Source organism: Calothrix sp. NIES-2098, from assembly GCF_963875125.1.
GTDB lineage: Bacteria > Cyanobacteriota > Cyanobacteriia > Cyanobacteriales > Nostocaceae > Aulosira.
Genome location: NZ_CAWNKJ010000001.1, coordinates 3,954,708 through 3,980,055 on the forward strand (window position 1 = coordinate 3,954,708; position 25,348 = coordinate 3,980,055).

20 protein-coding genes are annotated in these 25,348 nt (G+C 41.4%); 4 read left to right on the forward strand and 16 right to left on the reverse strand.

What is annotated here, in order from left to right; genetic code table 11:
• Positions 1 to 588: 588 nt before the first annotated feature.
• From AACU33_RS16620 to AACU33_RS16650, 7 genes are all read right to left on the reverse strand, one after another.
• Positions 589 to 1,962 (reverse strand): LLM class flavin-dependent oxidoreductase, encoded by a 1,374-nt coding sequence (locus tag AACU33_RS16620; protein ID WP_096589732.1) that lies wholly within the window; start codon positions 1,960 to 1,962, stop codon positions 589 to 591.
• 6 nt (positions 1,963 to 1,968) lie between these two features.
• A complete protein-coding gene (locus tag AACU33_RS16625; RefSeq protein WP_096589733.1) occupies positions 1,969 to 3,345 on the reverse strand; it encodes an LLM class flavin-dependent oxidoreductase in 1,377 nt (458 codons plus the stop codon).
• An 18-nt stretch (positions 3,346 to 3,363) separates the two neighbouring features.
• Positions 3,364 to 4,164 carry an SDR family oxidoreductase gene (locus AACU33_RS16630; protein ID WP_096589734.1) on the reverse strand — a complete coding sequence of 267 codons (801 nt, stop codon included), beginning with the start codon at positions 4,162 to 4,164 and terminating at the stop codon, positions 3,364 to 3,366.
• A gap of 341 nt (positions 4,165 to 4,505) precedes the next feature.
• On the reverse strand, positions 4,506 to 4,892 hold the full coding sequence (locus tag AACU33_RS16635) for an inorganic pyrophosphatase (RefSeq protein WP_096589735.1): 387 nt from the start codon (positions 4,890 to 4,892) through the stop codon (positions 4,506 to 4,508).
• Between the two features lie 14 nt (positions 4,893 to 4,906).
• The gene (locus AACU33_RS16640; RefSeq protein ID WP_096589736.1) at positions 4,907 to 5,587 is read right to left on the reverse strand and encodes an HAD family hydrolase; all 681 of its coding nucleotides are present in this window, start codon (positions 5,585 to 5,587) and stop codon (positions 4,907 to 4,909) included.
• Between the two features lie 130 nt (positions 5,588 to 5,717).
• Positions 5,718 to 6,665: a zinc-binding dehydrogenase gene (locus AACU33_RS16645; protein WP_096589737.1), complete on the reverse strand. Its 948-nt coding sequence runs from the start codon at positions 6,663 to 6,665 to the stop codon at positions 5,718 to 5,720.
• A gap of 44 nt (positions 6,666 to 6,709) precedes the next feature.
• Positions 6,710 to 7,597 carry a DUF1932 domain-containing protein gene (locus tag AACU33_RS16650; protein ID WP_096589738.1) on the reverse strand — a complete coding sequence of 296 codons (888 nt, stop codon included), beginning with the start codon at positions 7,595 to 7,597 and terminating at the stop codon, positions 6,710 to 6,712.
• Positions 7,598 to 7,736: 139 nt separating this feature from the next.
• Between AACU33_RS16650 and AACU33_RS16655 the strand changes: the two genes are divergently transcribed.
• The 4 genes from AACU33_RS16655 to AACU33_RS16670 all read left to right on the forward strand — a co-directional run bounded on the left by AACU33_RS16655 (position 7,737) and on the right by AACU33_RS16670 (position 10,919).
• Entirely contained in the window at positions 7,737 to 8,234 is a 498-nt protein-coding gene (locus AACU33_RS16655; protein WP_339376077.1) for a hypothetical protein, read from the forward strand.
• Positions 8,231 to 8,845 carry an arsinothricin resistance N-acetyltransferase ArsN1 family B gene (locus AACU33_RS16660; RefSeq protein WP_096589740.1) on the forward strand — a complete coding sequence of 205 codons (615 nt, stop codon included), beginning with the start codon at positions 8,231 to 8,233 and terminating at the stop codon, positions 8,843 to 8,845. Before AACU33_RS16655 ends, AACU33_RS16660 begins: the two co-directional genes overlap by 4 nt.
• Positions 8,846 to 8,957: 112 nt before the next feature.
• Positions 8,958 to 9,476 (forward strand): orotate phosphoribosyltransferase, encoded by a 519-nt coding sequence (pyrE, locus tag AACU33_RS16665; protein ID WP_096589741.1) that lies wholly within the window; start codon positions 8,958 to 8,960, stop codon positions 9,474 to 9,476.
• A 30-nt stretch (positions 9,477 to 9,506) separates the two neighbouring features.
• Positions 9,507 to 10,919, forward strand: coding sequence for an amidase (locus AACU33_RS16670; protein WP_096589742.1), 1,413 nt, complete (start codon positions 9,507 to 9,509; stop codon positions 10,917 to 10,919).
• A gap of 46 nt (positions 10,920 to 10,965) precedes the next feature.
• On the opposite strand, the gene pstB is transcribed toward AACU33_RS16670, so the two are convergent.
• The 9 genes from pstB to AACU33_RS16715 form a co-directional block, all read right to left on the reverse strand.
• On the reverse strand, positions 10,966 to 11,796 hold the full coding sequence (pstB, locus tag AACU33_RS16675) for a phosphate ABC transporter ATP-binding protein PstB (RefSeq protein ID WP_096589743.1): 831 nt from the start codon (positions 11,794 to 11,796) through the stop codon (positions 10,966 to 10,968).
• Positions 11,797 to 11,865: 69 nt separating this feature from the next.
• Positions 11,866 to 12,765, reverse strand: a complete 900-nt coding sequence (gene pstA, locus AACU33_RS16680; RefSeq protein ID WP_096589744.1) for a phosphate ABC transporter permease PstA — start codon at positions 12,763 to 12,765, stop codon at positions 11,866 to 11,868.
• A gap of 5 nt (positions 12,766 to 12,770) precedes the next feature.
• Positions 12,771 to 13,712 (reverse strand): phosphate ABC transporter permease subunit PstC, encoded by a 942-nt coding sequence (gene pstC, locus AACU33_RS16685; RefSeq protein WP_096589745.1) that lies wholly within the window; start codon positions 13,710 to 13,712, stop codon positions 12,771 to 12,773.
• A gap of 26 nt (positions 13,713 to 13,738) precedes the next feature.
• Entirely contained in the window at positions 13,739 to 14,740 is a 1,002-nt protein-coding gene (locus AACU33_RS16690; RefSeq protein ID WP_096589746.1) for a PstS family phosphate ABC transporter substrate-binding protein, read from the reverse strand.
• Positions 14,741 to 14,799: 59 nt separating this feature from the next.
• On the reverse strand, positions 14,800 to 15,930 hold the full coding sequence (locus tag AACU33_RS16695) for a sulfate ABC transporter substrate-binding protein (RefSeq protein ID WP_096589747.1): 1,131 nt from the start codon (positions 15,928 to 15,930) through the stop codon (positions 14,800 to 14,802).
• A gap of 390 nt (positions 15,931 to 16,320) precedes the next feature.
• Positions 16,321 to 16,944: a hypothetical protein gene (locus tag AACU33_RS16700; protein WP_096589748.1), complete on the reverse strand. Its 624-nt coding sequence runs from the start codon at positions 16,942 to 16,944 to the stop codon at positions 16,321 to 16,323.
• A 418-nt stretch (positions 16,945 to 17,362) separates the two neighbouring features.
• A complete protein-coding gene (locus AACU33_RS16705; protein WP_096589749.1) occupies positions 17,363 to 18,064 on the reverse strand; it encodes a cadmium resistance transporter in 702 nt (233 codons plus the stop codon).
• A gap of 306 nt (positions 18,065 to 18,370) precedes the next feature.
• On the reverse strand, positions 18,371 to 19,033 hold the full coding sequence (locus AACU33_RS16710; RefSeq protein WP_096589750.1) for a DUF1003 domain-containing protein: 663 nt from the start codon (positions 19,031 to 19,033) through the stop codon (positions 18,371 to 18,373).
• Between the two features lie 337 nt (positions 19,034 to 19,370).
• The gene (locus tag AACU33_RS16715) at positions 19,371 to 25,184 is read right to left on the reverse strand and encodes a trifunctional serine/threonine-protein kinase/ATP-binding protein/sensor histidine kinase (protein ID WP_096589751.1); all 5,814 of its coding nucleotides are present in this window, start codon (positions 25,182 to 25,184) and stop codon (positions 19,371 to 19,373) included.
• Positions 25,185 to 25,348 lie beyond the last annotated feature (164 nt).

A 25,348-nucleotide genomic window follows, 5' to 3' on the forward strand; every position in this document is an offset into this window, starting at 1 on the left:
CAAAAGTCTTCGTAAGACCTGCTTATATTGCTGAAACCATTGGAATAACAGACCAAACGTTTGAGAGGATGATCTCTGGCGCTAGGTAATTGCTATTCAGACTCTATACCCTAGAATTTTGAGCAAGTAGATGTCAAGCTAAATTTCCCCCTTCTCCCATTAACAGAGATCTACGGTGTACACACAAGTGCTATCTGCAAAGGTTCAGGCGTTATAGACCCTTTAAATTGTCATTACGAGTGCAGCGATAGCGGAACGAAGTAATCGCAAAAACCACGGGATTATGCGATTGCTACCCTACGGGAAGCCACTACTCTACGAGAAGCCGCTTCGCGTCTACGTGTCTACGTCGTTCTTCCTCTCTGCGAAACGCTACGCGCTAAGCGAAGCTATGCCGTAGGCTTTACGCAAGGACAAGTTTCCAAAGCGATCGCACAACCTCAAGCTAGATGACGAAACCAAGTACTAGGGGGAATTTCACGACTTTTGTATACACCGTAGTTAACAGAGATAGGGGGAGATTTGTCAATGAGATTGATGTTTTATAAGATATTTTTCATACGTTTTTAAGAAAATGACTATGTAAAATTACTGATTTGCGCCAGCGAGTTCAGGGGATGTAACTTTGCTGAACTGGTTAACCGGACGGGGTAAACCGAGATTTTCTCGCAGAGTCCGCCCTTCGTACTCAGTACGGAATATACCTCGGCGTTGCAGTTCGGGAATGACAAACTCGACAAATTCATCCAAACCACCAGGCAACCAAGGTGGCATGATGTTGAATCCATCAGCGCCATCGTTAATCAACCAGTCTTCTAGCTGGTCGGCAATTTGCTCTGGTGTACCGAGAATTGTGCGATGTCCGCGTGCGCCAGCAATCCATAGATATAGTTGCCGAATAGTCAAATTCTCTCTCTGGGCGAGGTCTTTAATTAGTTGCAAACGGCTTTTGCCCGCATTGGTATCTGGGATATCTGGTAGCGGCCCGTCCAAGGGATATTTCGTTAAATCATGCCCACCTATGAGACCGGAAAGCAGGCCTAACCCTACTGACGGATGAATTAAATCTTGAAGTTGCTCGTATTTCTCCTTGGCTTCTTGCTCAGTTTTGCCAATCACGGGAAATACACCAGGCATAATTTTGAGATGTTCGGGAGAACGTCCGTATTTCGCTAGTCTGCTTTTGACACTAGAGTAAAAAACCTGTGCTTCTTTTAAAGTTTGTTGGGCAGTGAAAATCACCTCTGCGGTTTGGGCGGCGAGTTCTTGACCTGCTTCAGAAGAACCAGCTTGCACAATCACTGGATACCCTTGGATAGGACGAGCAACATTCAACGGCCCGCGTACCGAGAAATTTTTACCTTTGTGGTTAGGAATGTGTAGTTTCTCAGGATGGAAGTAAACGCCTGATTCTTTATCGCGGATAAAGGCATCATCTTCCCAACTATCCCAAAGCTTGGTGACAACCTCTAAAAGTTCTGTTGCTCTCTCGTAGCGCAGTGCGTGTTCTAAATGCTGTTCTCGGCTAAAGTTTTTCGCTGCGGCTTCAGCAGAGGAAGTGACAACATTCCAGCCAGCACGACCGCCACTGAGATAATCTAGTGAGGCAAACTTGCGGGCGAGGTGAAAGGGTTCGTCATATGTGGTTGATGCCGTTGCTACTAAACCTATACGCTCTGTCACCACAGACAAAGCCGACAATAAAGTTAGTGGTTCAAAATGGACGCTGAATTGTCCCGAACGGCTAAAAGCCTCTTTTCCTTGCCCCCGATCCCAAACGGCTAAACCATCTGCAAGGAAAACCATGTCAAATTTAGCTCGTTCAGCTGTCTGTGCCAGTCGTTTGTAATGCTGAAAATTCAGTCCTCCGTCTGCTTGGGCTTGGGGATGTCGCCAAGCTGCTACATGATGACCTGCGTCTGGGAGAAATGCACCTAGTTTTAGTTGTTTTTTCTGACTCATCTTTGTTTATGCGGATACACCTGCTAATTCAGAGGAGTTGGTAATTGTCGCGAACTGATTTACTGGTCGGGGTAATCCCAAGTTCTCGCGTAGGCTTTGACCTTCGTACTCTGTGCGGAATAGACCGCGGCTTTGTAATTCGGGAATGACTAAATCTACAAACTCTTCTAAACCACCAGGTAAATAAGGCGGCATAATATTAAAGCCATCAGCCCCATCGTTTAAAAACCATTCTTCTAATTGGTCGGCAATTTGTTGTGGTGTACCCCAAATAGTTCTATGACCTCTTGCGCCTGCGATCGCCAAGTATAATTCTCTCAAGGTCAAGTTTTCTCTATTAGCCAAATCAGACACCAGCTTCAAGCGGCTCTTACTACCGTTGGTATCTTCAGGAAATTCTGGCGGCGGCCCGTCTAAAGGATAGCCGGATAGCTCCTTACCACCGTATACCCATGCTAGTAACCCCAGTCCCACTTGCGGATGAACTAACTCTTGAAGTTGCTCGTATTTTTCCTTCGCTTCCTGCTCAGTTCTACCAATAACTGGGAATATCCCTGGCATAATCTTGAGATGATCGGGAGAACGTCCATATTTTGCCAGCCTTCCTTTGACGCTGGCATAAAATTCCTGTGCTTCTTTTAAAGTTTGCTGGGCTGTGAATATGACTTCCGCGGTTTCGGCGGCGAGTTCTTGACCAGCTTCCGAAGACCCAGCTTGGACAATCACTGGATACCCTTGGATAGGACGAGCAACATTCAACGGCCCGCGGACAGAGAAATGTTTGCCTTTGTAGTTGGGAACGTGCAACTTATCAGCTTCAAAGTAAATCCCTGAGTCTTTGTCTCGCAGGAAAGCATCATCTTCCCAACTATCCCAGAGTTTAGTGACGACTTCGACAAACTCCTTTGCACGTTCGTAGCGTAATGCGTGTTCTAAGTGCTGTTCCCGATTGAAGTTCTTGGCTTCGGCTTCTGTACCAGAGGTGACAACATTCCAGCCAGCACGACCACCACTTAAATAATCTAGCGATGCAAACTTTCGGGCGATGTGAAAAGGTTCGTTGTAGGTGGTGGAGGCTGTTGCTACTAAGCCAATATTTTCTGTAACTGCGGACAAGGCCGACAGTAGGGTAAGAGGTTCAAAGTGTACGAGCTTACCGTTAAGGCTCAACACTTCTGGGTTATTATTCCGGTCTCGTACAGCTACCCCATCTGCCAGGAAAATCATATCAAATTTTCCTCGTTCGGCTGTCTGTGCTAGTTGCTTGTAATGCTGGAAATCGAGAGGGTTGGCCTGAGCGTTAGGATGTCGCCAAGCTGCTATATGATGTCCAGTCGGATGTAGAAATGCACCTAGTCTCAGTTGTTTGTTTTTTGTAGTCATTGTGAAATTTGTCAATATCTAAACACCAGGGGTGTTTCCACCATCAACGAGAATCTCTGCACCTGTAATTGAAGAGGCCAGGTCAGATACTAAAAATAAAGCTAGTGCAGCTATTTCTTCCGGTTTGACTATTTTCCCTAAAGGAATAGATTGCAAGGATTCTGTTTTAATTTCTTCTACACTCACACCACGGGCCTGAGCATTTTGCTTTGCCAAAGTTTCTGCACGTTCTGTTGCTGTCAGACCGGGTGAGATGGCGTTAATGCGAATATTATCTTTGGCTAGTTCTTTAGAGATGCCGCGCGTGAAGTTCAATAGGGCAGCATTTGTCGTACCGCCTGGAAGGAACCCCGGTCGAGGCGTGCGTCCAGCACCACCGATAATATTGATAATTCGCCCATCACGCCGACTTTTGAGATGGGGTACAACGGCTCTAACCAAACGGATATAGCCTAGTAATTTCAGGTTCCAGGCATCCACAAAAGCATCATCGCTCAAGTCAAGGAAAGAGCCTGCACGGGCTGAACCTGCATTGTTGATTAAGATATCAATCTGTCCAAACTGTGCCAATGTGGTGGAAACAACTCGCTCGACACTTTCTGCTTGAGTTAAATCGGCACTGATAGAAATGACTTTCGCCCCTGGTGTGGGTAGAGATTGGATAGTGCTGACGGCATTCTCTAACCGTTCTGGATTCCGAGCTGCGATCGCTACATTTACACCTTCACTATAGAGCGCTTTGGCGATCGCTAAACCAATACCCGCACTACCACCTGTGACAATTGCTGTTTTACCTGATAGTTGTAGATCTAAGCTCATGAGATGAATTCCTAGATGTGTTGGCTCTGATATCTACTGCCTGCAATAGATAAATTCAATAGAGAACTTAGTTATTCTCTACTTCATAATCCTGTGGATAGGTTAATGATATTTAATAATATACGGTAAATTGATAGATTTTTAGTATTTAATAAAAATTAGCAGCAATATCAGATAATATCTAAATAATCAAGTATCCTAGAGACTGATATTTTTGAGATAAGGCGGTCTGATGTTAGTAAGTATAACTGTTGAAAGAATATTTTGGCGTTCGTACATTAAATTCTCATTCTAATATTATGTATAGCTGGGCAATTTCCACCCTAATAAATAATACTAACTTATAGTTTAGTTGTTTGTTCGCTGTTAATAGCTAGAGACTCAGGACGAATCAATAATATTGCTGATTGAGAACCTATATTGTGAATTTTCAATATGTCTTGAGTTTCACTAGATGTACAACCTAAAAGTATCTTGATTTCTGTATCCCGCTTTTTCAAATCAACACTACAGATAACAGCGGTTACATTGCTAGGAGATAAGCTTCCTATCCACACATCAATATTAGCTCCATCTCCAGCTTGAGTATCTTGCAAATATCCATAGTCCAATGGATAAATCAATGATGGATAATGTGGATGTGGCATTCCTTTGAAGCGCTCAATTTTCAGAGTACTAGTAGCTACTAATTCATCTAGTTTGTCCCAGAAGTCATTGCTATCTCTCATCACAATTATCAATACTAAATTGCAATAGCAGTCTTAACAATATAATGATTGTGCTGCTCAAGCAATTCTGGTAACAGATTCATATCATGAAATACAACAGATGCACCGACTTCACGGAGTTTTCTCGGCTTCATCAATTTTGCATAACCAAATACAGTCATTCCGGCATTAACTCCAGCCATAACTCCTGTTGGTGTATCTTCAATAACTACACATTCTTGTGGAGAAACTCCCATCTTTTCGGCTGCATATAAAAATACATCTGGGTGTGGTTTACTACGTATAATTCCAGAAGCAGAAAATATTTTTCCTGAAAAATAAGCAAGTAAATTTGTTTTCAATAAAGCTTGCCGTATCCACTTATGACTGCTATTTGATGCTACACAATAAGGAAGATTTAGCTTAGTTAAAACATCATGGATTCCTTGCACTGGTTTTAGATTTTTGATGAAAGCTTGCATCGTTCGTTGTTCAAATTCCGTGACAAAATTATCTGGTAAAGGATGACCAAGCATATTTTGCACAATTTCTAGACATCGAGCCGTAGATTTACCAGCACAAATATTGAAAACTTCTTCTAAAGTTAGAAATAATCCTATTTCATTAACCATTTCCAATAAAATCACATTAGCGATAAGTTCGCTATCTACAAGAACACCATCACAATCAAAAATTACTAACTTGAATTCATCCATATAATTTAGACAAATTTTGATAGAGCAGCGGACAAGGGAGTGTGGGATGGATCGGGAGAAATGACAAGTGACTAATGACCCATTACAAATGACCACCCTGACCAAGTTATTCTTAATTGCGTCAATCTATTTAATTAGAAATGTTCAATACTGCCTTGCCGGGATAGGTTCTATCCAATAATTTTTGTGCAACATCGGCTATTTGTGTCCAATCACCTTCAATATCAATGTGAGGACGCAATTGTCCTGCTTCTACTAAACGCAAAAGCCGTTGGAGTCCGATCGCAGCTGATTCTCGTTGTAATTCGTGGAACAATATTAAACCGTACAAACTTGCGCCACCTGTCGCAAAAAACTGCTGCGCATTGAATGTTACTTCTGCTCCTCCAGATACACCAAACAACACAACAGTAGCGTCTTGTGCCAACAAACCTAGGGCTGTTCCTAAAGTTTTGCCACCTACTGACTCGACAATTAAGTCATAAGGTGCAGATTCGTCTGTTGGTGAAATGTTCTCACCAATGATTACAGAATGAGCACCAGCATCTTTAACAAAAGACTCGTATTCTGGGCGGCGAATATGTGCCACTACCTTTGCACCACTCAGCCGTGCTAGTTGAATTGTAAAGTAGCCTACGCCACCAGATGCACCTGTAATTAATACTGAGCGTCCTAAAACTGAACCACCTTTGAGTAGAGCATGATAGGCAGTTAAACCTGCTACTGGTAATGTGGCAGCTTGAGCAAAAGATACTGACGGTGGCAATTCTGCTAGCGAGTGAGTTGGAACTGACACCAATTCTCCCCAAGCACCACCACGAAGTAAACCGACAACTCTTGTTCCGACTGCTGGGCCTGAACCATTAGCAGCCGGGGTTTCTACTACACCTGCCAAATCCCAACCAGGCCGCCAACCTGCTTCTGCGGTGGTAGAACGTCTGATTTCTCCTCGATTCAGGGAAATGGCTGCGACTCGAATCACGGCTTCGTTAGCAGCGGGGATAGGTGCATCTACATCACGCAGTACCAAACGCCCGGATACACTGGGATCGACTACAACTGCACGTATTTTACTCATATTGTGAAGACCTATTTATTGGGGAAGGGGACAACGGAGATAGACTATTGACTGTTTAAAGATTCTTGGGAAAGGGCGGTAATGATTTCTGATAGTGGGCGATCGCGTTTGTTCTGTTCTGGTGTTTCCTTACCCAAAGAGGTTTCCTTCACTAAGCGATAAACATCAGCTGCACCTTGAAAAATGCGATCGGTCAAATCTAAGGCTGCAAAGGTGTCTGCAATCTCTTCCATTTCTCCAATCCATCGATGGGCTTTTGGTGTCATGGATGGCAGGGAACGAGTAAGTATTTTTGCTAATTCTGGTTGGCTAGTCGATACTTCATCCCACAGTTGTCGATCTAAGCCAAGGCGATGGGCGGCAATCAGCAATTCTGTACCGATTGCTGTCAATCCTTTTGTGAGGGCTGCATAGGACATCTTTAACCCAGAAGCTTGACCAATTTCATCGCCAATTACCCTAATATCTAATCCATAATCTCGCAGTTGTTGAAGTTCAACTGCCTTTCTTCCTGATGCATAAATACGGGTGCGATTGGGAACTCGTGGAGGCGGGCCGATAATTGATGCATCGACAAATTCTCCGCCCTTGGATTCAATAATTTGGCCAATAGTTCTGACTTTCTGGGGTGATATAGCATTGGCATCAACATATAAAATACTTTTACCAATGCTGGCTATAGCTTCAGCTACTTGTTCTGCTGCTTCAGTGGCGGCTGCGGGAACTAGAACTGACAGCACCACATCGGATTCAATTACTAGTTGTTTCACAGAACCTACATCCTGAATGTAGGCTGCGGCGGCTAATTGTCGAGTGCGATCGCTTCTTTCCTCCAACGCTGCAATGGTCTTCAAACCATTTTGATTGAGTACAGATGCGATCGCCTGCCCCATGTCGCCCGGACTTAAAATACCAACAGTTTGAATTTGCATGGAAAGCTTGATTCCAAAATGCTGCTTAATAAGTACTGGTGTGCTTCGTTGGTCTCGGCACCCAGTACCCATTATTCAGCATGGGTTCGGAGATTGAGTTATGAAGGTAAATACGGTAAATTGATGTAGTTACCGTATTTTGTCTAACCAGGAAGTTAACACAAATTGCGATCGGGAAGCAAGCTATTTAATGACTCAAAAAGCAGAAGTATATCGATTTATCCTCGCTTTTATCGCTGGCTTTCTGGCAGTGCTGGTATTTCACCAAGGTTTACTCGCACTGCTACACGCCATTAATTTTGCCCAGCGTCCAGCCTATCAAACTACACCTACACAGCCTTTTGGTATACCGCAATTTCTCTCAAGTGCTTTCTGGGGAGGAATTTGGGGTTTAATTTGGGCTGCGATCGCAGTACGCTGGCAAGTAAACAAAAATTATTGGTTAGCAGCGCTGATTTTTGGTGCAGTTGCACCGACATTAATCGCTTGGTTTGTGGTTGCACCATTAAAAGGTTTGCCCATAGCAGGCGGTTGGAAACTACCAGCAATAATTACAGCTTTATTAGTCAATGGTGCTTGGGGTTTGGGAACCGCTTTATTATTTAATTGGTTTGCCAGAAGACAAGTATTGCAGTGAAAGCAAAAATTAGACTAGCCAATGAACATGACGCATCACAAATGCTGGCAATTTATGCACCTATTGTCCGCGAAACGACAATTTCCTTTGAGCTAGAACCACCCAGCGAAGTTGAGTTTCAACAGAGGATCGAGAACTATCAACAGCAAATGCCTTGGCTCGTTTGCGAAATTGATGGTGAAGTTGTCGGCTACGCTTATGCTAGCCCTTATCGTACCCGTGCAGCTTACCAATGGTCTGTAGAATCATCTGTGTACGTCGGTGAGAATTATCGCCGCAAAGGAATTGCCACAGCCTTGTACACTACGTTGTTTAAATTACTGCAACTCCAAGGATTTTATAATGTGGTGGCGGCGATCGCTTTACCCAATCAAGCGAGTGTAGCTGCACATGAGGCTGTTGGTTTTTTACCTCAAGGCGTCTTGCGGCAAGTTGGGTATAAATTTAGTCAGTGGCATGATATAGGTTTTTGGCAATTAGCTTTACAAACTGAGCAATCTGCTGAGAACGACAGTTGCATACAACCTGTAAATCCACCTCTTTCTGTGTCAGCAATACAACAATTGCCTCTGTGGAATGAAGCTTTAATGAGTGGATTTTTGCTGCTGTGAATTTAATTAATGCAAGTTTTCTGCCAATTAATAACCTGATATTAAATGAGACACAGCAAATTTTGGGAAACAAGGTTAAATACATGGAAGTTTCAAAAGCTCTGCAACCGAAATGATTAAAAGCGAACTAGCAAAGCAAATTTATGCAATTTCACATCTTGTTGGTTCGTTTCAACTGCGCTCTGGACGAATATCAAGTGAATACTTTGATAAGTATCAATTCGAGGCAAATCCGAGCTTACTTGATGCTATTGTGAAGCAGATGGTTAATCTCATTCCCAGCGATACTGAAGTACTGGCTGGTCTTGAACTTGGTGCTATTTCCATAGTCACACTCTTATCACACTACTCTGGCTTACCTACTGCTTTCGTAAGAAAAGAAGCGAAAAAATATGGAACTTCCCGATTAGCGGAAGGCGCACAAATTAATAATCGGAAAGTGCTGATTGTAGAAGATGTAGTAACTTCTGGTGGTCAAATTGTCATCTCAGCCCATCAGCTTCGTCAACTTGGGGCTGAAATTGATTACGCACTCTGCGTTATCGATCGCGAGGAAGGTGCTGTAGACAAACTCTTAGCTGAAGGGATCGTACTGCTTTCTCTACTCCAGCGTCGTGACTTTCCTACCTAAAAATCGCTAATTATTATTCAATCTCAAAATATGTCAGATATTACCGATTTATCAGCTTCTCAACTATTTTCCCTGTATCGCGATCGCCAATTATCACCTGTTGAAGTCACCAAAGCCGCCCTAGAAAGAATCGATACTTACAATAGCTCAGTTAATGCCTTTGCGATCGTAGATGAAAAGACAGCTCTTGCTGAAGCATATGCCTCAGAAGTACGCTGGCAAAATGGTAATCCCCTAGGTTTGGTGGATGGAATACCCTTTACTGCCAAAGATTTACTGTTAACTAAAGGTTTACCCACACGCCGAGGAAGCAAAGCAATTAACGCTAATCAGCCTTGGGAAGAAGATGCACCTGCGATAGCCCGTCTACGGGAACAGGGAGCAGTTTTACTCGGAAAAACTACAACCTCGGAATTTGGTTGGAAAGGTGTCACCGATAGTCCTCTGACTGGTATCACCCGCAATCCTTGGAATACAGCACTTACCCCCGGAGGTAGTAGTGGCGGGGCGGCTGTAGCGGCTGCATTGGGCTTGGGAACAATCCACTTGGGTACAGATGGTGGCGGATCGTCAAGAACCCCAGCAGCGTTAACAGGAGTGTTTGGTTTCAAACCTACTTTTGGACGTGTGGCTGGCTATCCATCAGCCCATACAGGAACTCTGTTTCATATTGGCGTTTTGGTGCGCACTGTCACCGATGCAGCCATCACGTTGAATGCGATCGCTCATCCGGATGTGCGTGATTGGTATGCTTTACCAGAGACGCAACAGGACTATACTTCGGATTTGGATCGGGGTGTCGCTGGGCTGCGAATTGCTTACAGTCACAACTTTGGCTACGCTGAAGTTGAGCCAGAAGTCGCTACCTTGGTGAAAGCCGCAGTCGATGTGTTTACCAAACTCGGTGCTATTGTCGAAGAAGTCGATCCGGGTTTTGTCAATCCCCGCAGTATTTTCCAAACCTTATGGAAAGTGGGTGCAGCCAAGTTACTGCGCGGTTTTAGTCCAGAACAACAAGCTGTCATTGAAGAAGGCTTGCAGGCTATTGCCAAAGAGGGCGATCGCATTACACTAGCAGAATATCTCAGCGCCCAAGATGCTCGTGAAGCGTTAGCAAGACATCTGCAACGCTTTCACGAAAAGTACGATCTACTGATTACTCCCACCTTACCTGTAGTGGCTTTTCCCGTCGGGCAAAATAGACCCCCGTCATATATTAATCATCCTGAGCGAGATTGGTCGCCTTTTACATACCCTTTTAATCTCACACAACAACCTGCGGCATCTGTACCTTGTGGCTTCACTCAAAATGGTTTACCTGTAGGTATACAAATTGTCGCTGCCAAATACAGAGATTTACTAGTATTGCAAGCAGCTAAAGCTTACGAAAGTGTTTCTCCTTTCATCATGCCTGCACAAGCGAATACAAATCTTTCTCAGTAATTTTATGACTTTGGCTGTGCTAGAGATTAAATCGACTTTTCTCTGCTTAACCGAAGCGCCCACTAATATAGTCTTCGGCTTCTTTAGTTTGAGGCGAACTAAACATTTGGTCTGTAGGACTAAACTCGACTAATTTTCCTCGACGCTTGCTGTGTTGGTCTATTTCTGTATTGAAAAAAGCCGTCCAATCTGCAACTCTGGCAGCTTGCTGCATATTATGAGTCACCATAATAATAGTGTATTGCTCTTTGAGTTCTAAGCAGAGTTCTTCTACTTGGCGGCTAGAGATGGGGTCAAGAGCCGAGCATGGTTCATCCATTAATAATACATCTGGCTTCATGGCGATCGCTCTGGCAATGCAGAGTCGTTGCTGTTGTCCGCCAGATAACGCCGTACCCTTCTCTTTGAGTTTGTCTTTGACTTCACTCCAAATCGCAGCGCGTCTTAAGGAATCTTCGACTAATTCATCGAGATTACCTTTATAGCCATTAGCACGCGGGCCAAAAGCAATATTTTCATAAATTGATTTCGGGAAAGGATTCGGTCTTTGAAAAACCATCCCAACTTGGCGGCGTAATTTAACCGAATTAATTCTGGGATCGTAAATATTGCGATCGCGGTAATTTAATCTACCCTCTACCTTAGCACCGGGAATCAAATCGTTCATGCGGTTGAAGCAGCGTAGTAGGGTACTTTTACCACATCCTGAAGGGCCAATAAAAGCAACTATTTGTTTCTCAGGAATCTGCAAATAGACATCTAGAAGTGCTAGAAATCCCCCATAGTATACTTTCACACCTTCAACATCAAATACGGTGTTGTTTTGGTTTAGTGTAGCGCTATCTGATTGATTTCTGCTGTTGCTGCTATAGGGCATTTTCCGAATCTCCTACTATTTAACAATGCCTAATTAATCAAATAAAAATCCAAGTTATTTGGCGAGCAATTAATGGATAGTGAAGCGTTGTCTAATATAAATTGCTACCCCATTCAAAGCTAAAATTAAGAGTAACAACGCGATAATTGTCGCTGCTGCTGCATTTGCAAAACCTGGTTCTGGGCGAGTAATGTAACTGTATATTTGAATGGGTAACGCCATAAATCTCTGGAATAAACCAGGGTTGAATGTTAGAAAACCCACCGCACCGACAACAATTAAAGATGCAGCATCTCCAATAGCACGAGATATTGAGATAATCACTCCTGTGAGGATACCAGGAATAGCATAGGGTATGACATGGCTACTAATAGTTTTCCATTTGGTAGCACCCAATCCATAAGATGCATATCTCAGAGAATTCGGAACGGCACGAATTGCTTCTCTAGCTGTGACAATAATTACTGGTAAAGACAATAAAGATAAAGTCAATGCACCAGAAATTAAAGCAGGGCCAAAGCCAAGCAAATAGTTAAAAACTCCTAAACCCAACAATCCATAAACAATAGAAGGTACTCCCGCTAGATTACTGATATTAATCTCAATAATTGCTGTCCACCAATTTCTCGGTGCATACTCTTCTAAATATAAAGCGGCTCCCACACCAATTGGAACTGTGACTACAATGACAACAATTCCTAAGATAATGCTGCTAATAATTGCCGGACGTATACCACCTTCATCGGGGAAACGAGAAGGGGTTTCTGTGAGAAAACCAGGGGATAAAAATCTGGCTAATCCGTCGCGGAAGATATCAAAAAGTAGTAAGGCGAGGACGAATAAGCCAATCAACAACCCTATTAAAAAAAGGATTTCAAATACTTTTCCTAAAGTTTCTCTTTTTTCAATGTTATCAGTAAATTCTGCTGTCGAATCTAGATAATCATCTCGTTGGTAAGTTGTAGCCATATTTATTAATCGTATTTTTCTTTAAATCGGTTAGCAACCCAGTAACTAATAATGTTCAAAGCTAGGGTAATTAAAAACAAAAGCGCGCCTACAGCATATAAAGTCTGGAAATTTAGGCTACCACGGGGGCTATCTCCACCAGAAATTTGTGCCATATAAGCTGTCATTGTTTCTACTGATTCTGCGAAGTTAATAGTTAGTTTCGGTTGTTGTCCCGCAGCAATTACGACAGTCATTGTTTCGCCGACAGCACGTGAAATTCCCAAAATAATAGAAGCGATAATCCCCGAAAGGGCGGCTGGTAGCACAACTCTAAAAATAGATTCTAGTTTAGTAATACCTAAAGCGTAAGCGCCTTCTCTTAAAGAACGGGGAACTGCTTGAATAGCATCTAAGCTAATAGAACCAACTGTAGGAGTAATCATTACTCCCATCATTAATCCTGCACTTAAAGCGTTGAATAATTCTAAAGGAAGGACATTTCGTAGTAATGGCGTGACAAATAGTAATGCAAAATAACCATATACTACAGTTGGTATTCCTGCTAAAAGTTCAACTGCTGGGCGTAAAATTGCTGCTACTTTAGGTTGAGCGTATTCACTTAAATAAATTGCCGAAGATAAACCTAGAGGAATAGCCACAGCCATTGCGATCGCTGTTGTTAAGAGCGTACCATTAATCAAAGGCCAAACACCAAAATGTTGCTCGGCAAATAAAGGTGTCCACTTAGTATCAAGAAAGAACTGGGCGAAAGAAACTTTTTGGAAAAAGCCAAATGCCTCTTTAAAGATAATGAGGACAATGCCGAAAGTAGTGAATACGGAAACTAACGCGCAAGCAAATAAAATTATCCCAATTAACTTTTCTACGATATCGTCTGAGGCATTTTTTTCTAGCGACTGTCTAAAACTTTGATATGAATCGTCACGAGGATTTATATTTTGCATAAAAATTCTCTTGCATCCAGCATAATTTAAATAAAGTTGGTGATTGGTTCACCAGGTTTAGATTTTTTAAATTTTGTCCCAGTTTCACCTTTTGCAAATTTTTGTTTCACTTTGACGTAGGCTTCATCTGGTAGCGCTACATAACCAACGCTATCTACCCATTTCCAAGAATTATCTAGATAAAAATCTACAAACTCTTTAACTGCTGGTTTATTATCTAAAGATTTTTTACTCACATAGATGAATAAAGGACGCGATAAGGGCGTGTAGGTATTTTTGATGACGTTATCTACTGGAACGGGTTTTTCACACTTTCCTGTTGGGCTTTCTACAGCTACTAAATTTAATTTATCTTGGTTTTGGATGTAATAAGATATACCGACATAACCCAAAGCTGTAGCATCACCTGACACCCCTTGTACGAGTAGGTTTTGATTGTGACTGGGAGTATAATCTGTTCTGCCTTTCTTAGCTTTGCCAGTCACAGCTTGAGTCATATAATCAAATGTTCCTGTATCAGAAGCCGGCGCATATAACTTGAGCTTTTGATTCGGAAATTTCGGATTTACTTGATTCCAATTTAAAATTTTACCGTCTGATTTAGCATTCCAAATTTTATCTAATTCCTTAATAGTTAGACATTTAGCAAAGTTATTTTTACGATTAGCAATGACAGCAATTCCATCTAAAGCTATGGGTAACTCTACAAATTCAATTTTCTTACTGCTACATTTTTTGATTTCTTCATCCCTAATGGTACGAGAAGCACCAACAATATCAATATCACCATTACAAAACTTACTGATACCACCACCAGTCCCGCTAGAGGCGACACTAACTTGTGCTTGAGGTTTTACCTTACCGTACTCTTCTGCAACTGCTAAAGAAATTGGGAACCCCACAGCAGCACCATCAATACTCACCTGACTTTTCAATTCTTGTCCGCCGTTACAAGCAGTAATGCTACTAATAATCAACATGAAATTGGTAAGATAACAGCTAGATTTAAATAGGCTACGCCGATTCATAAACTATCCAAAATTTGCAAGTAAGTTAAACTTTGAGGCTTGCTGGGTGCAATCAGATTTCATGCTTTTTTTGCAGATTGCACCTTATCAAAAATTGCCCCATCGACAAAAAACTTCTTCTGAATTAAATCCCAACCACCTAAATCTTGAGATGTGAATAAAGTATTGATTGGTGGATATTTTGCTACTACTTCTTGGCTAACAGTAGGATTGACAGGACGATATTGTAACTTAGCAAATTCGCGCTGGGCTTCTGTGGAGTATAAGAAATCAACGAATGCTGCGGCAACTTCTCTGTTCCCGTGTTTATCAACGTTTTTATCAACTATAGCAACAGGATTGTCAATGGAAATATTTACTTGTGGTACTGTATAAGGCAGTTTTGAGCCATTCTGTTGCGCTAAAGCGATCTCGTTTTCGTAGTTGATTAAAACATCTCCCTGTTTTTGCTGGAAAAATAAATCGCTAGCTTCACGAGCATCTTTTGTGAGAATTGGCGTATTTTTATAGACTTTGGTGACATAATCTAAAGCTGTTGCTTCATCACCACCAGTTAGAGTTACTGAACCCCACAAAGCTAAAAATTCCCAAATAGCAATACCAGAAGTTTTCGGGTTGGCTGCAATTAATGTAACGCCGTCTTTTGCCAAGTCTTGCCAACTATTAATACCTTTGGGGTTGCCTTCACGAGTTACAATCGCTGCCACAGATCTACTAACAATACCATTTCTCGGCGATTTGTTTTCCCAACCCGGTTTAATCAAACCTGCTTGCTGAATTTTGTTGACATCTAAAGGCAGTGCTAAGTGTACTATATCTGCTTCTTGGGAACCTGCAATTACAGCTGCGGCTTGCGCGCCAGAACCGCCATAAATTTGCTCAAAAGTGACATTTTGATTGTGTTCTTTTTTCCACTTTTCGACAAATTTAGGAATTATTTGGTCGTGAGCAGCTTTAGTAACAGAGAAAGAAACAAGCTTGAGCCTGACATCAGATTGCCCTGCAAATCTGGTTTCCGAACAAGATGCGATCGCTATACTTAAAATAGCTCCTACCAACAACAAACTTACAAAGCTGCGAACATTACGTACTTTTAACCAACGTGCAACTATGTGTTGGTAATGCCGTATAGTCTGCAAAATTTTATCCACAATTAAGTATGCTAATTGCGCTAGATATTGCAAGCTCATCAGCAATTGCTCCTTTTTACGGTATATTGGGCGAGATACCGTTGTTCAAAGTATTATACACACTATAAAGTGATATCTATCATTATTTTTTGTTACTAAGTTAGCAAATTACTATAAGCAAGCAGCGCTGAGGCTTCTAAAAAAGAAGGAACCATAAAGGACACTAAGCAACGAGGGTTTACTGATAGAAACGCCGAATTTGCACAACGTTTGGCTACTGAAGGTTAACAGCCAACAAACTCCATAAGTGATTTTGTAATTTAAAGCCGTAATAGGTTATACCAATTTTAAATTCATTAAAAATCCCTCCTACCGAGGAGGGATATAGTATGATTTGGTGTAATTAGAATTGATGCACTTATGACATCAAAATTGAATACTTAACAAACATTAGTCAATGAGTTGTGGGCTAGGAACCTGTGCGTTAATATCTGCCTGAGATAAAGTAGGAAGCAACCAATTACCTTCACCAGCCTTGAAGATTTTGGCAGGTACAATATTTAACTCAATAGCACCAGTAGCGGGATTAATTCTCGCAATTGACTGCGTACCATCGACAAACTTAACAGCAATTGGTTCAGTTAACTCTTGTACTTCAGCAGTTGGACTTAAAGCTATCCTTGTACCTGCGGGGAAGTAGATACCATCGCAATCCCAATCATCATCTGTGATTTGCCCAGCTGCTAAGAAGTACAGTTGCGTTGGATATTTTTTTGGTTTATTGGCGTAGACACCCAAAGTTCCACCAGTTTGATTAAAGCACTGCGCCCGTTTTCTAGCTGTTTCCATTACATACTTTTGAGACTGCAATTGTGATAGTCTTTCTTGAAATTGTTCGGGTGTATAGCCAGCTTGCTCTGGGTTGGCTTGCACGCTTTGTAGTTGAGAGAGTTCCTGAGTTACCTCAGCATAGTCAGTCCCTTTAGTGAAATCTTTACCTGCCCAAGAAGGTTGAGCAACTGTTAGATTCAAGATGAACACAAGGGCGACAAGAATAATTTTGACGAACTTCATATTTTTCTCCTTGGTGTGAGATTCTTAATAATCAATTAAGGAAGTTATTAACCGATCAATGCTTGAGTAAAAGGATGAAAAGCCAGGTTTATTGCACAGCTAAGAAAGCTTTTTGATGATTTTTACACAAGTCTTGATTTAGTGTAAAGCTAAGTCTTAAATCTTTGACAAACTCTCAAGTTTGTTAGTTAGGATTGAGCAGCAATTGACAAATCCGCTATTGTTTCTACTTACTTCACTTGCACTTAGTAAGATTTTAAATTAACTATTTTAAATGAAATGACAGCAGATTCAATATGAGATTTGTGAAATGAGATAAATTTTTAAGTTGCTTCAAATTAGTTGCGATCGCTAGCTAAAGAAAGATGTGTCGCTACCCAATATGGGCAATAACAAAGATTGCCATATCTTTTTGCTATTACAAACTTTCAGCTTTGAATTTATAGTTTTGAATGATTTTGATTAGTGCCATTAAAGACAAACAAGTAACTATCAAGGTAATCGGAGCTAGCGAAGCACTGTCTAGGATAATAAACACACCTAAACCTATCAAGACAAAGGGAACAAAATTATTACCATAGCGAGTTAACAAATTAGCGATCGCACTCTGGCAGGTTAGTTTATAAGTGACATAACACCAAACACCTACGAGCAATAAAAAGACTGCAATGATGACTAGCAACTCCGAAACAGCACTGTTAGCAAACAATGGCATATAGATACCTATATTATCACTGCCGTTAGCAATGGTAATAGCCGCTACGCTATACGCTTGAGGAGATAAAAAACTAGCGAAAGGAGAAGTATGAGATAATTCTATTTCTGATTCTTCATCAGCAGAATTCATTTCGGGATTGAGTAAGCGATTTAATCCAATGGTAATTGGTACTAAACCCAAAAGCCCAATTAAATTAGATGGTAATATTAATCCTCCGAGAAAACCAAATAAGCTGGCAATCACTAAAGTACAGAAGCCTAGATACTGACCAATTACGATGTGACGACGGCGGAAAGTGGCATTTGCTTGAGAGAATAACAGTGTGAGGATGACTAAATCATCTAGGTTTGTAGCTGTAAAAGCTGTGATTCCCGTGGGGATAGCTGTAATAAGTTCGTTCATGTCTATCTCTTATCAATTTTCTTGCCGCTACTTTTTCTAGTAGCGTTCGTTGATGTCTGCAAATGCTGGGAAAATTGCTATTGAATGAAGCGTGCAGATATAGCATTTCCAATTCAATTGGTAAGTTGTGTTAACTGGTAATGAAGTACAAAAGGTATAATTTCACTTTGTGAGCTTGCTCGTTCAACACAAATATTCGGTTGTATTAAAAAACTTGAGATCTGTTAGAGTCAAAGCTATACGTTTATTGTTTCAGTCAAATGTCAGATCTTAGCTAATAATCGGAAAAGCACTGATGGCTGATTTTTAGTAATGAGTTAGCTTTTCAATAACTTTGTTGTTATCGCCAACTGGTTGTTCAACGGTAAAATGTTTATTGCTGGAACTTGCTTTAGGAAATTTGCTGTTGGTTTGAATATGTAACCCACCTGGTAGTAGAGCTACTTTATTTTCTTTAGTATCATTTGGAGTATGCACTAAAGTTACTTTAAGCTCATTAATAACTTGTTGCTGCTCTTTGATAACTTGAGTTAGTTCGTTGAGTTTTTGAGCGTGTAATTCATCCAATTTTTGATGAAGCAGTTCAATATTTTGACTGGCTCTCAGATTCACTTGGTGGTCGATTTCGGCATTTCTACGATCGGTATCAGATTGGCGATTTTGACTCATTAATACAATTGGTGCTGTATAGGCTGAAGCAAATGAAAATACTAAATTGAGCATGATAAATGGAGATTCATCCCAGTGAGGAACTCCTGGTGCTAAGTTCATTCCCACCCATCCTGCTAAGATAGTGCTTTGACAAATGAGAAATTTCCAAGAGCCTACATGACTTGCTAATTTATCGGCAAGCTGTTGTCCTTGTGTTAATTGCTCTGTAGATGTATTGTCAGCTTTTTCTACAACTGGGGTGTTGTGAACTACTGGGAAATCAACGCTGTTTGATAATGTTTTTTTAGTGGTATTCATGTTGCACCTATTTGGGTAATTCAATTTGTGTTTGGCTCCATGTCTTTTAATGTACGATTTCCTAACGATAGAATCAAATATTCTTTTTTTTAGAACTGATAAATAAAAATGATTGACTGCAAGAATATTTGCTGGTAACTGCACCCCTAGACTGCCAAAGATAGAAGCAAAGCAGTAAGAGTTGAAAGATGAAGCTGCTGATTCGGTTCGAGGCGATCGCTCTTTTAGGGCTACTCTAACGCCCCAGATCGTGCGGTTATTGGCGTTGACTCAGCAATAACGCACGCTACCGAGATGGAAATGCGATCGTTATCTTCGCATCTCAAAATTGTTATAACTATGAGTAGGGAATATGAATTATAAATTCTGTGCCTTCTCCTAAAACAGAATTAACTGCAATTTTTCCCCCATGAATTTCTTCGACAATTTGCCGAGCGATCGCTAATCCTAATCCCGTACCTTTCCCCACCCCTTTCGTAGTAAATAAATGGTCAAATATGCGGGCTTTTACCTCTTCGCTTATACCGTTACCATTATCAGCAATTGATATTTTTAAATTACACTCATCAACTGATGTTTTCACAATAATTTTGTGAGGATTTAGCTTCATATCCTCAAAGCTGCGTCCGATACTTGACTCATCTAAAGCATCAATAGCATTCGCCAGAATATTCATAAATACCTGATTTAGTTGCCCAGGAAAACACTCGATTGGTTGTAATTTATCGTACTCAGTTAGGACTGTAATTTCTGGACGTTTCTCATTTGCTTTCAGGCGATGTTTGAGAATTAAAATTGTACTATCAATGCCTTCATTGATGTTAAATGGCACTTTATGATCTTTATCGGCACGGGAGAAAGTTCTTAAGCTGGTGCTGATATTTTTTAATCGGTCAGCAGCCATGACCATTGCATCGAGCATTTTTGGCAGGTCTTCTAAGCTATAGTCTAAGTCAATGTCTTCAGCATGATCGAGAATTTCATCCCCTGGATTTGGTAGAGCTTGTTGGTATAATTTCAGGTGTTCGGTGAGATCGGCTAAGGTAGGTTTAGTTTGTTTGAGGCTAGCTGCAATAAAGCCGAGGGGATTGTTCATTTCATGAGCTATCCCAGCAACTAAGTTACCCAATGCAGACATCTTTTCACTTTGCACCATTTGCAGTTGGGCATTTTGCAACTCTACTAGGGCTTTTTCGAGTTCCTGAGACTTTTGCAAAATTGTTTCTTCAGCCCGTTTGCGATCGCTAATATCCTCAAAACTGCCTAAAATTCCGTAGACTTCTCCTGCTTCGTCACATAGAGGAATTTTACTGGTATCTACCCAGAGAGTTGTACCATCGGTTTGTTGTAGCGTTTCCAGAATATGTAATTGTGGCTGTTTAGACTCCATAATTTGGCGATCGTATTCACGATAGGAGTCAGACTCCGCCTTGCTCCAGGGTAAATCATAGTCGTTTTTGCCAACGATCGCCTCTGGTGATGGGAGTCCTGCCATGATGGCGAATTTTTGATTACACCCCAAATAAGTTGAGTTTCGGTCTTTCCAAAAAACGACCTGGGGAACGGTGTCGATAATATTTCTGAGCAATTGTTGCGACTTTTGCAGTTCTTGCAGGGCAATCTGAGATTGTTGATAGAGTTGAGCATTTTGCAGCGAAATAGCCGCTTGGGTACAAAGGAAACTCAAAATGAGGATGCGATCGCTAGTAAACACCCCACTGGTGACATGATTCTTCAAATACAAAATTCCAATTACTTGTCCTTGATTGAGAATTGGCAAGCACAGCAAACTTTTTGGCTGTCGTTGACGTAAATACTCATCAATTACGGGTAAGTCGGTTTTGAGTTCATCAATCACCACAATTTCTTGGGTGTTTTTGACATATTGGATTAACTTGACAGGTAAATTGGCATTCCCCTCTAAAGCTTCAGAAAAAATTTCCGTATTTTCTGCAACAGCAATCGCTCTTAAGAACCATTCTCCCCGACTATTCGGTAGAATTAAGGCGCAGCGATCGCCGCCAGAATATTGCAAAATTATCTGTGTTAATTTGTGCAGTAGTTCATCCAGTTGAATGGTGCCGGAAATAGCTTGAGAGGCTTTAAGGATAGCAGCAAAATCAAGGGTAACATTGATGCTATTGCCAGAAGAACGGCTTCGATTCCGGGAAGTATGAATTGAGATCTGGGGACTAACACTGCTGGATAGGGTTTCCAACACATTCAGTGTTTGTACTCCTTGCTGAAGAATCGGGTATAGTAAATCGGGGTAGCGGTTTTCTAACTCTTCGGTTTTGGCTTTTGCACCCCAACGAGCGTAACAGTAGTATGCCTCCTGCATATAACCTGCGGCGACTTTCTGTTTGCTCCAAGTAAGGTAGAATTTAGCTGCCAGTTCGTTGCTAAGTGCTTCTTCTTGCAGATAACCATGCGTTTTGGCTCCAGCGATCGCAAGATCGTAATGTTCCATCGCTGCCGCAAATTCACCAAGCACTCGATAGCGTTCTGCTGCCACTAGTTGCCAACGATGTAGATGATTGAATGGTGCATGATTTGCCCAAGTTTGGAGTTTTTCTTGATGGGCATTGATGCGCTCTAAAATAGCAGATTGCTCTTGAGTGTCAGCATCGGTGTAGCGTGCCAGATGAATTAAAGCATCGTAAAACACCCGAATAACTACAACGAAATAGGCAACGACAGCATCACTGTACTGTTCTGCTAAGGCTACTTGTTGCGAGGCTAGTTTATATTCGCCAAACAAATAACAGAGAACGGCTTGATTGAGGTGAAGATAGAATAACCCCGTGCGATTGCCAGTAGCTTGTAAACTGGGTAAGACTTCGGTGGCATTGAAGACTTTGCCTTCTAAACAATAGGGAACTTTAGCTTGTCCTAATAAGTTGAGAATTGTTTGCTGGTAACACTCTTGATATTTAAGATTTGCTTCTTGCTTGACCTGGCTGATGACTTGTCGATAAACTTCCATCTCCTGTGCTAAATCAGTTAATTCTCGGCCACTCCAATAACCATGCTGACTATAGATCACTAGGTTCAACGCCATGAATACCCAATCTCCGCTTTCGAGTCCATTTTGATAACCTTCTAGCAGAGATGGAAAGGTGTGATGCAAAGGTTCTTTCCAGTGGCGAATGAAAGTGTTGATAATAAAATAAGCTCGGCTTTTAAAGGCGTTAACTTGCAGTTTTTCTAGTAACTTTAGTGAAAGTTGTCCAAATTCATACCCAGCATCAAGATCTCCCATAACACCACAGAGTACCAATCCGTAGTCGGCATAGGAAAAAATGGTGATAGGTGAATTCCCAAACTGGATGGACATCTCAACTTGCTTAAAGATGAGTAGCGGTAAAAATAGTGGTGCGGCAATGTGGGCTGAAGATACAAGATTGCTGAAGATTTGCATGGCTGCCAGTTGATGAGGATCGCTCATGGCGGGCAAATCTAACAAACTTGAGGGTGTGCGCCCTTGCCATAGTTGCCTTGTCTGTTGGGCTGCTGCGTCAATATCTGCTATCGTCGGCTGTGCGGGAAATTCCACACCGAGTAATTTCAATACTTGCAACCCAGTCTCAACTGCCTCGGCAAACCTGCCTTGAGATCGGAATGCCATCATCCGGGTTTCATGAACTTTGATGGTATCTAGCAAAGAAGTTGCAGATTCCAATATAATGTCACCCCAAACACCTAACTGGTCAAAGTCTGTATTGAGGTAAGTCGCTTCTAAACGCTCATAATGTAGATTCAGGGTTAATTCGTATTGTTCTGCCCAGGTGTCAGTGGGCAGTAAGTCAATAGCTTGAGTGCAATATTTGACAGCAGCATTATAGGCGATCGCACTTTTGGCTTTACGCCCCGCCATTAAATTTAGTTCGGCTAACTCCAGTTTTTTCTCAGGCTGAGTTATTAAATCAATGCTGATATTCAGGTGATTGACAATTTCAAAGATATTTGATTCTAGTTGAGTTTCTGGTATATTAGCGTGCAATAATTGACCGATCGCCAGATGAGTGACTTGTTTTTGGTCTTCGGGAATTAAAGAGTAAGCTGCTTGTTGGACGCGATCGTGTAGAAAGCGATAAGCTACATTTTCAATCTCGTTATTATTAACTTGTTGCCCATCGCTGAGATAAAACTTATAAACTTGACTTTGTGGCAAGATTAATCCTTCCTGCAAAACCTCCCACAAAGCATCTGCGACTGCCTGGGGCGACTGTTGTGAAACAACTGCTAAAGTTTTTAAATCAAAAGAGTTACCAATACAAGCAGCTAACTTTAATATATTTTGCGTTTTGTGGGGCAATTTCTGTAACTGAGTAGCCATAAATTCCACTACATCATTAGTCACAGATAACGCATTTACTTGCGCCAAATCACATTCCCAATAACCTTGCTGGCGATTAAAGGTAATCTGCCCATCTTCATGTAACGTCTTAAGAAACTGAGTAGTGAAAAAAGGATTGCCTTTGGTTTTGCGATTGATTAATTCTGTGATGGGAAGCGTTTGCTCTGTTGTACAATGTAAAGTATCAGCCACCAATTGATTGGCATCTTTTAAAGAAAGAGGTGCAAGAGTAATAGCATTGACGGTCTTACCTGCTTTCTTTAATTCCTCCACCGTCAACATAAAGGGGTGCGCGGGCGACACTTCGTTATCTCGATAAGCTCCCAACAATAGCAGATAATTTTTATCTTCCATCAGCAGTTTAATTAACTGTAAAGAAGCCAAATCTGCCCACTGCAAGTCATCCAAAAACATCACTAGTGGATGTTCTTTTGTGGTGAAAATCGCAATAAACTTTTGAAACAACAAATTAAACCGATTCTGCGCCGCCGTTCCTGAAAGTTCTGGCGCGGGCGGTTGTTTGCCAATTACCCGTTCTAGTTCTGGGATGACTTCAATGAGAACTTGTGCATTTTCTCTCACCACTTGCAGAATTTGATTGCGCCACTGTGCCAATTGTCCATCCGATTCTGATAACAATTGCCCCATCAAATCGCGTAAAGCTTGTACAAAGGCGGATAAGGGAATGTTACGGTTGAATTGGTCAAATTTCCCTTTGATAAAATAACCATGCTGACGAGTAATAGGCTTGTGGACTTCGTTCACCACAGCAGTTTTACCAATCCCAGAAAATCCCGCCACCAACATCATTTCTGATGTGCCATTGGCGACGCGCTCAAATGCTTGCAATAATGTGTTGACTTCTGCTTCTCTGCCATATAATTTTTCAGGGATGAGAAAGCGATCGCACACATCCCTCTGAGCAATTTCAAAATCGCTAATTTCTCCGGTATTTTTGAGTTGATGTAAACAAAGTTCGAGATCGTGCTTTAATCCCAAGGCGCTTTGATATCTATCTTCGGCGTTTTTCGCCATCAATTTCATGACAATATCTGCAATCACCTGGGGAATTTCTTGACTGTTCCCAATTGCTGTTGGCATTTTCGCTAGATGACAATGCACCAACTCCATTGGATCGTTACTTTGAAATGGCAACTCTTTGGTTAATATTTCATACAATGTCACACCCAGAGAATAATAATCGCTGCGGTAGTCGATACCGCGGTTCATTCTACCTGTTTGTTCTGGGGAAATATAAGCCAGAGTACCTTCTAAGACATTTGGACTTTGAATTTCTGGGGTTTCTTTGGGTAGTAATGATGCAATACTAAAGTCAATAATTTGAACTTGTTTTGTTTGGCTGTTAATCAGAATATTTGCGGGTTTGATATCTTTATGAATAACGCGATGTTCGTGTAAATCTTGAATAATAGCGATTAATTGAATAGCAATACTTAAAAAATCTACTAGAGTGATATTCTGGTTTTTAATGTATTCTCGTAAAGAAATTTCTCCAGTATCTGGCATGACCAAAATATAGCTATTGCCATAAGATTCTAGGGATAAGGGATGAATAATTCCGGGAATGTTGAGATTTTTAGCGATTGTGTACTGATGGCGAAATTGTACTAATTCGTTGAAGCTGGGATATTCTGCGGTGAGAAGTTTGAGGACAACTGGAAGTTGGTGTGATTCGCGGATAGCTCGATATACTTTGGTTCTAGAGCCAGCGTACAATTGAGAGTTAATTTGATAGCCCGGAACGATTGGGTTAGAGTTCACAGTCGCCATCTATACATACCTCATGACAGAATTTGGTGTTTCTTTCTGCCATTAGTATTCCCATCAACTTGATTTTGGATAAGGCCATCGGGAGGAACTTATAGTTGTTTGAGGGAAAAGCGCGATCGCCTACCATTGGTGTAAACTTAAGCTAAAAGCTATATACGGCGCGT

What these genes read in the sequence shown, in the direction of transcription:
- AACU33_RS16700 (WP_096589748.1), bottom strand. Translation starts at nt 16,944, where the DNA reads ATGAAGTTCGTCAAAATTATTCTTGTCGCCCTTGTGTTCATCTTGAAT.
- AACU33_RS16650 (WP_096589738.1), bottom strand. Translation starts at nt 7,597, where the DNA reads ATGCAAATTCAAACTGTTGGTATTTTAAGTCCGGGCGACATGGGGCAG.
- AACU33_RS16690 (WP_096589746.1), bottom strand. Translation starts at nt 14,740, where the DNA reads ATGAATCGGCGTAGCCTATTTAAATCTAGCTGTTATCTTACCAATTTC.
- AACU33_RS16710 (WP_096589750.1), bottom strand. Translation starts at nt 19,033, where the DNA reads ATGAATACCACTAAAAAAACATTATCAAACAGCGTTGATTTCCCAGTA.
- AACU33_RS16705 (WP_096589749.1), bottom strand. Translation starts at nt 18,064, where the DNA reads ATGAACGAACTTATTACAGCTATCCCCACGGGAATCACAGCTTTTACA.
- AACU33_RS16630 (WP_096589734.1), bottom strand. Translation starts at nt 4,164, where the DNA reads ATGAGCTTAGATCTACAACTATCAGGTAAAACAGCAATTGTCACAGGT.
- AACU33_RS16695 (WP_096589747.1), bottom strand. Translation starts at nt 15,930, where the DNA reads ATGAGCTTGCAATATCTAGCGCAATTAGCATACTTAATTGTGGATAAA.
- pstA (WP_096589744.1), bottom strand. Translation starts at nt 12,765, where the DNA reads ATGGCTACAACTTACCAACGAGATGATTATCTAGATTCGACAGCAGAA.
- pstB (WP_096589743.1), bottom strand. Translation starts at nt 11,796, where the DNA reads ATGCCCTATAGCAGCAACAGCAGAAATCAATCAGATAGCGCTACACTA.
- AACU33_RS16620 (WP_096589732.1), bottom strand. Translation starts at nt 1,962, where the DNA reads ATGAGTCAGAAAAAACAACTAAAACTAGGTGCATTTCTCCCAGACGCA.
- pyrE (WP_096589741.1), top strand. Translation starts at nt 8,958, where the DNA reads ATGATTAAAAGCGAACTAGCAAAGCAAATTTATGCAATTTCACATCTT.
- pstC (WP_096589745.1), bottom strand. Translation starts at nt 13,712, where the DNA reads ATGCAAAATATAAATCCTCGTGACGATTCATATCAAAGTTTTAGACAG.
- AACU33_RS16670 (WP_096589742.1), top strand. Translation starts at nt 9,507, where the DNA reads ATGTCAGATATTACCGATTTATCAGCTTCTCAACTATTTTCCCTGTAT.
- AACU33_RS16635 (WP_096589735.1), bottom strand. Translation starts at nt 4,892, where the DNA reads ATGAGAGATAGCAATGACTTCTGGGACAAACTAGATGAATTAGTAGCT.
- AACU33_RS16645 (WP_096589737.1), bottom strand. Translation starts at nt 6,665, where the DNA reads ATGAGTAAAATACGTGCAGTTGTAGTCGATCCCAGTGTATCCGGGCGT.
- AACU33_RS16640 (WP_096589736.1), bottom strand. Translation starts at nt 5,587, where the DNA reads ATGGATGAATTCAAGTTAGTAATTTTTGATTGTGATGGTGTTCTTGTA.
- AACU33_RS16625 (WP_096589733.1), bottom strand. Translation starts at nt 3,345, where the DNA reads ATGACTACAAAAAACAAACAACTGAGACTAGGTGCATTTCTACATCCG.
- AACU33_RS16715 (WP_096589751.1), bottom strand. Translation starts at nt 25,184, where the DNA reads ATGGCGACTGTGAACTCTAACCCAATCGTTCCGGGCTATCAAATTAAC.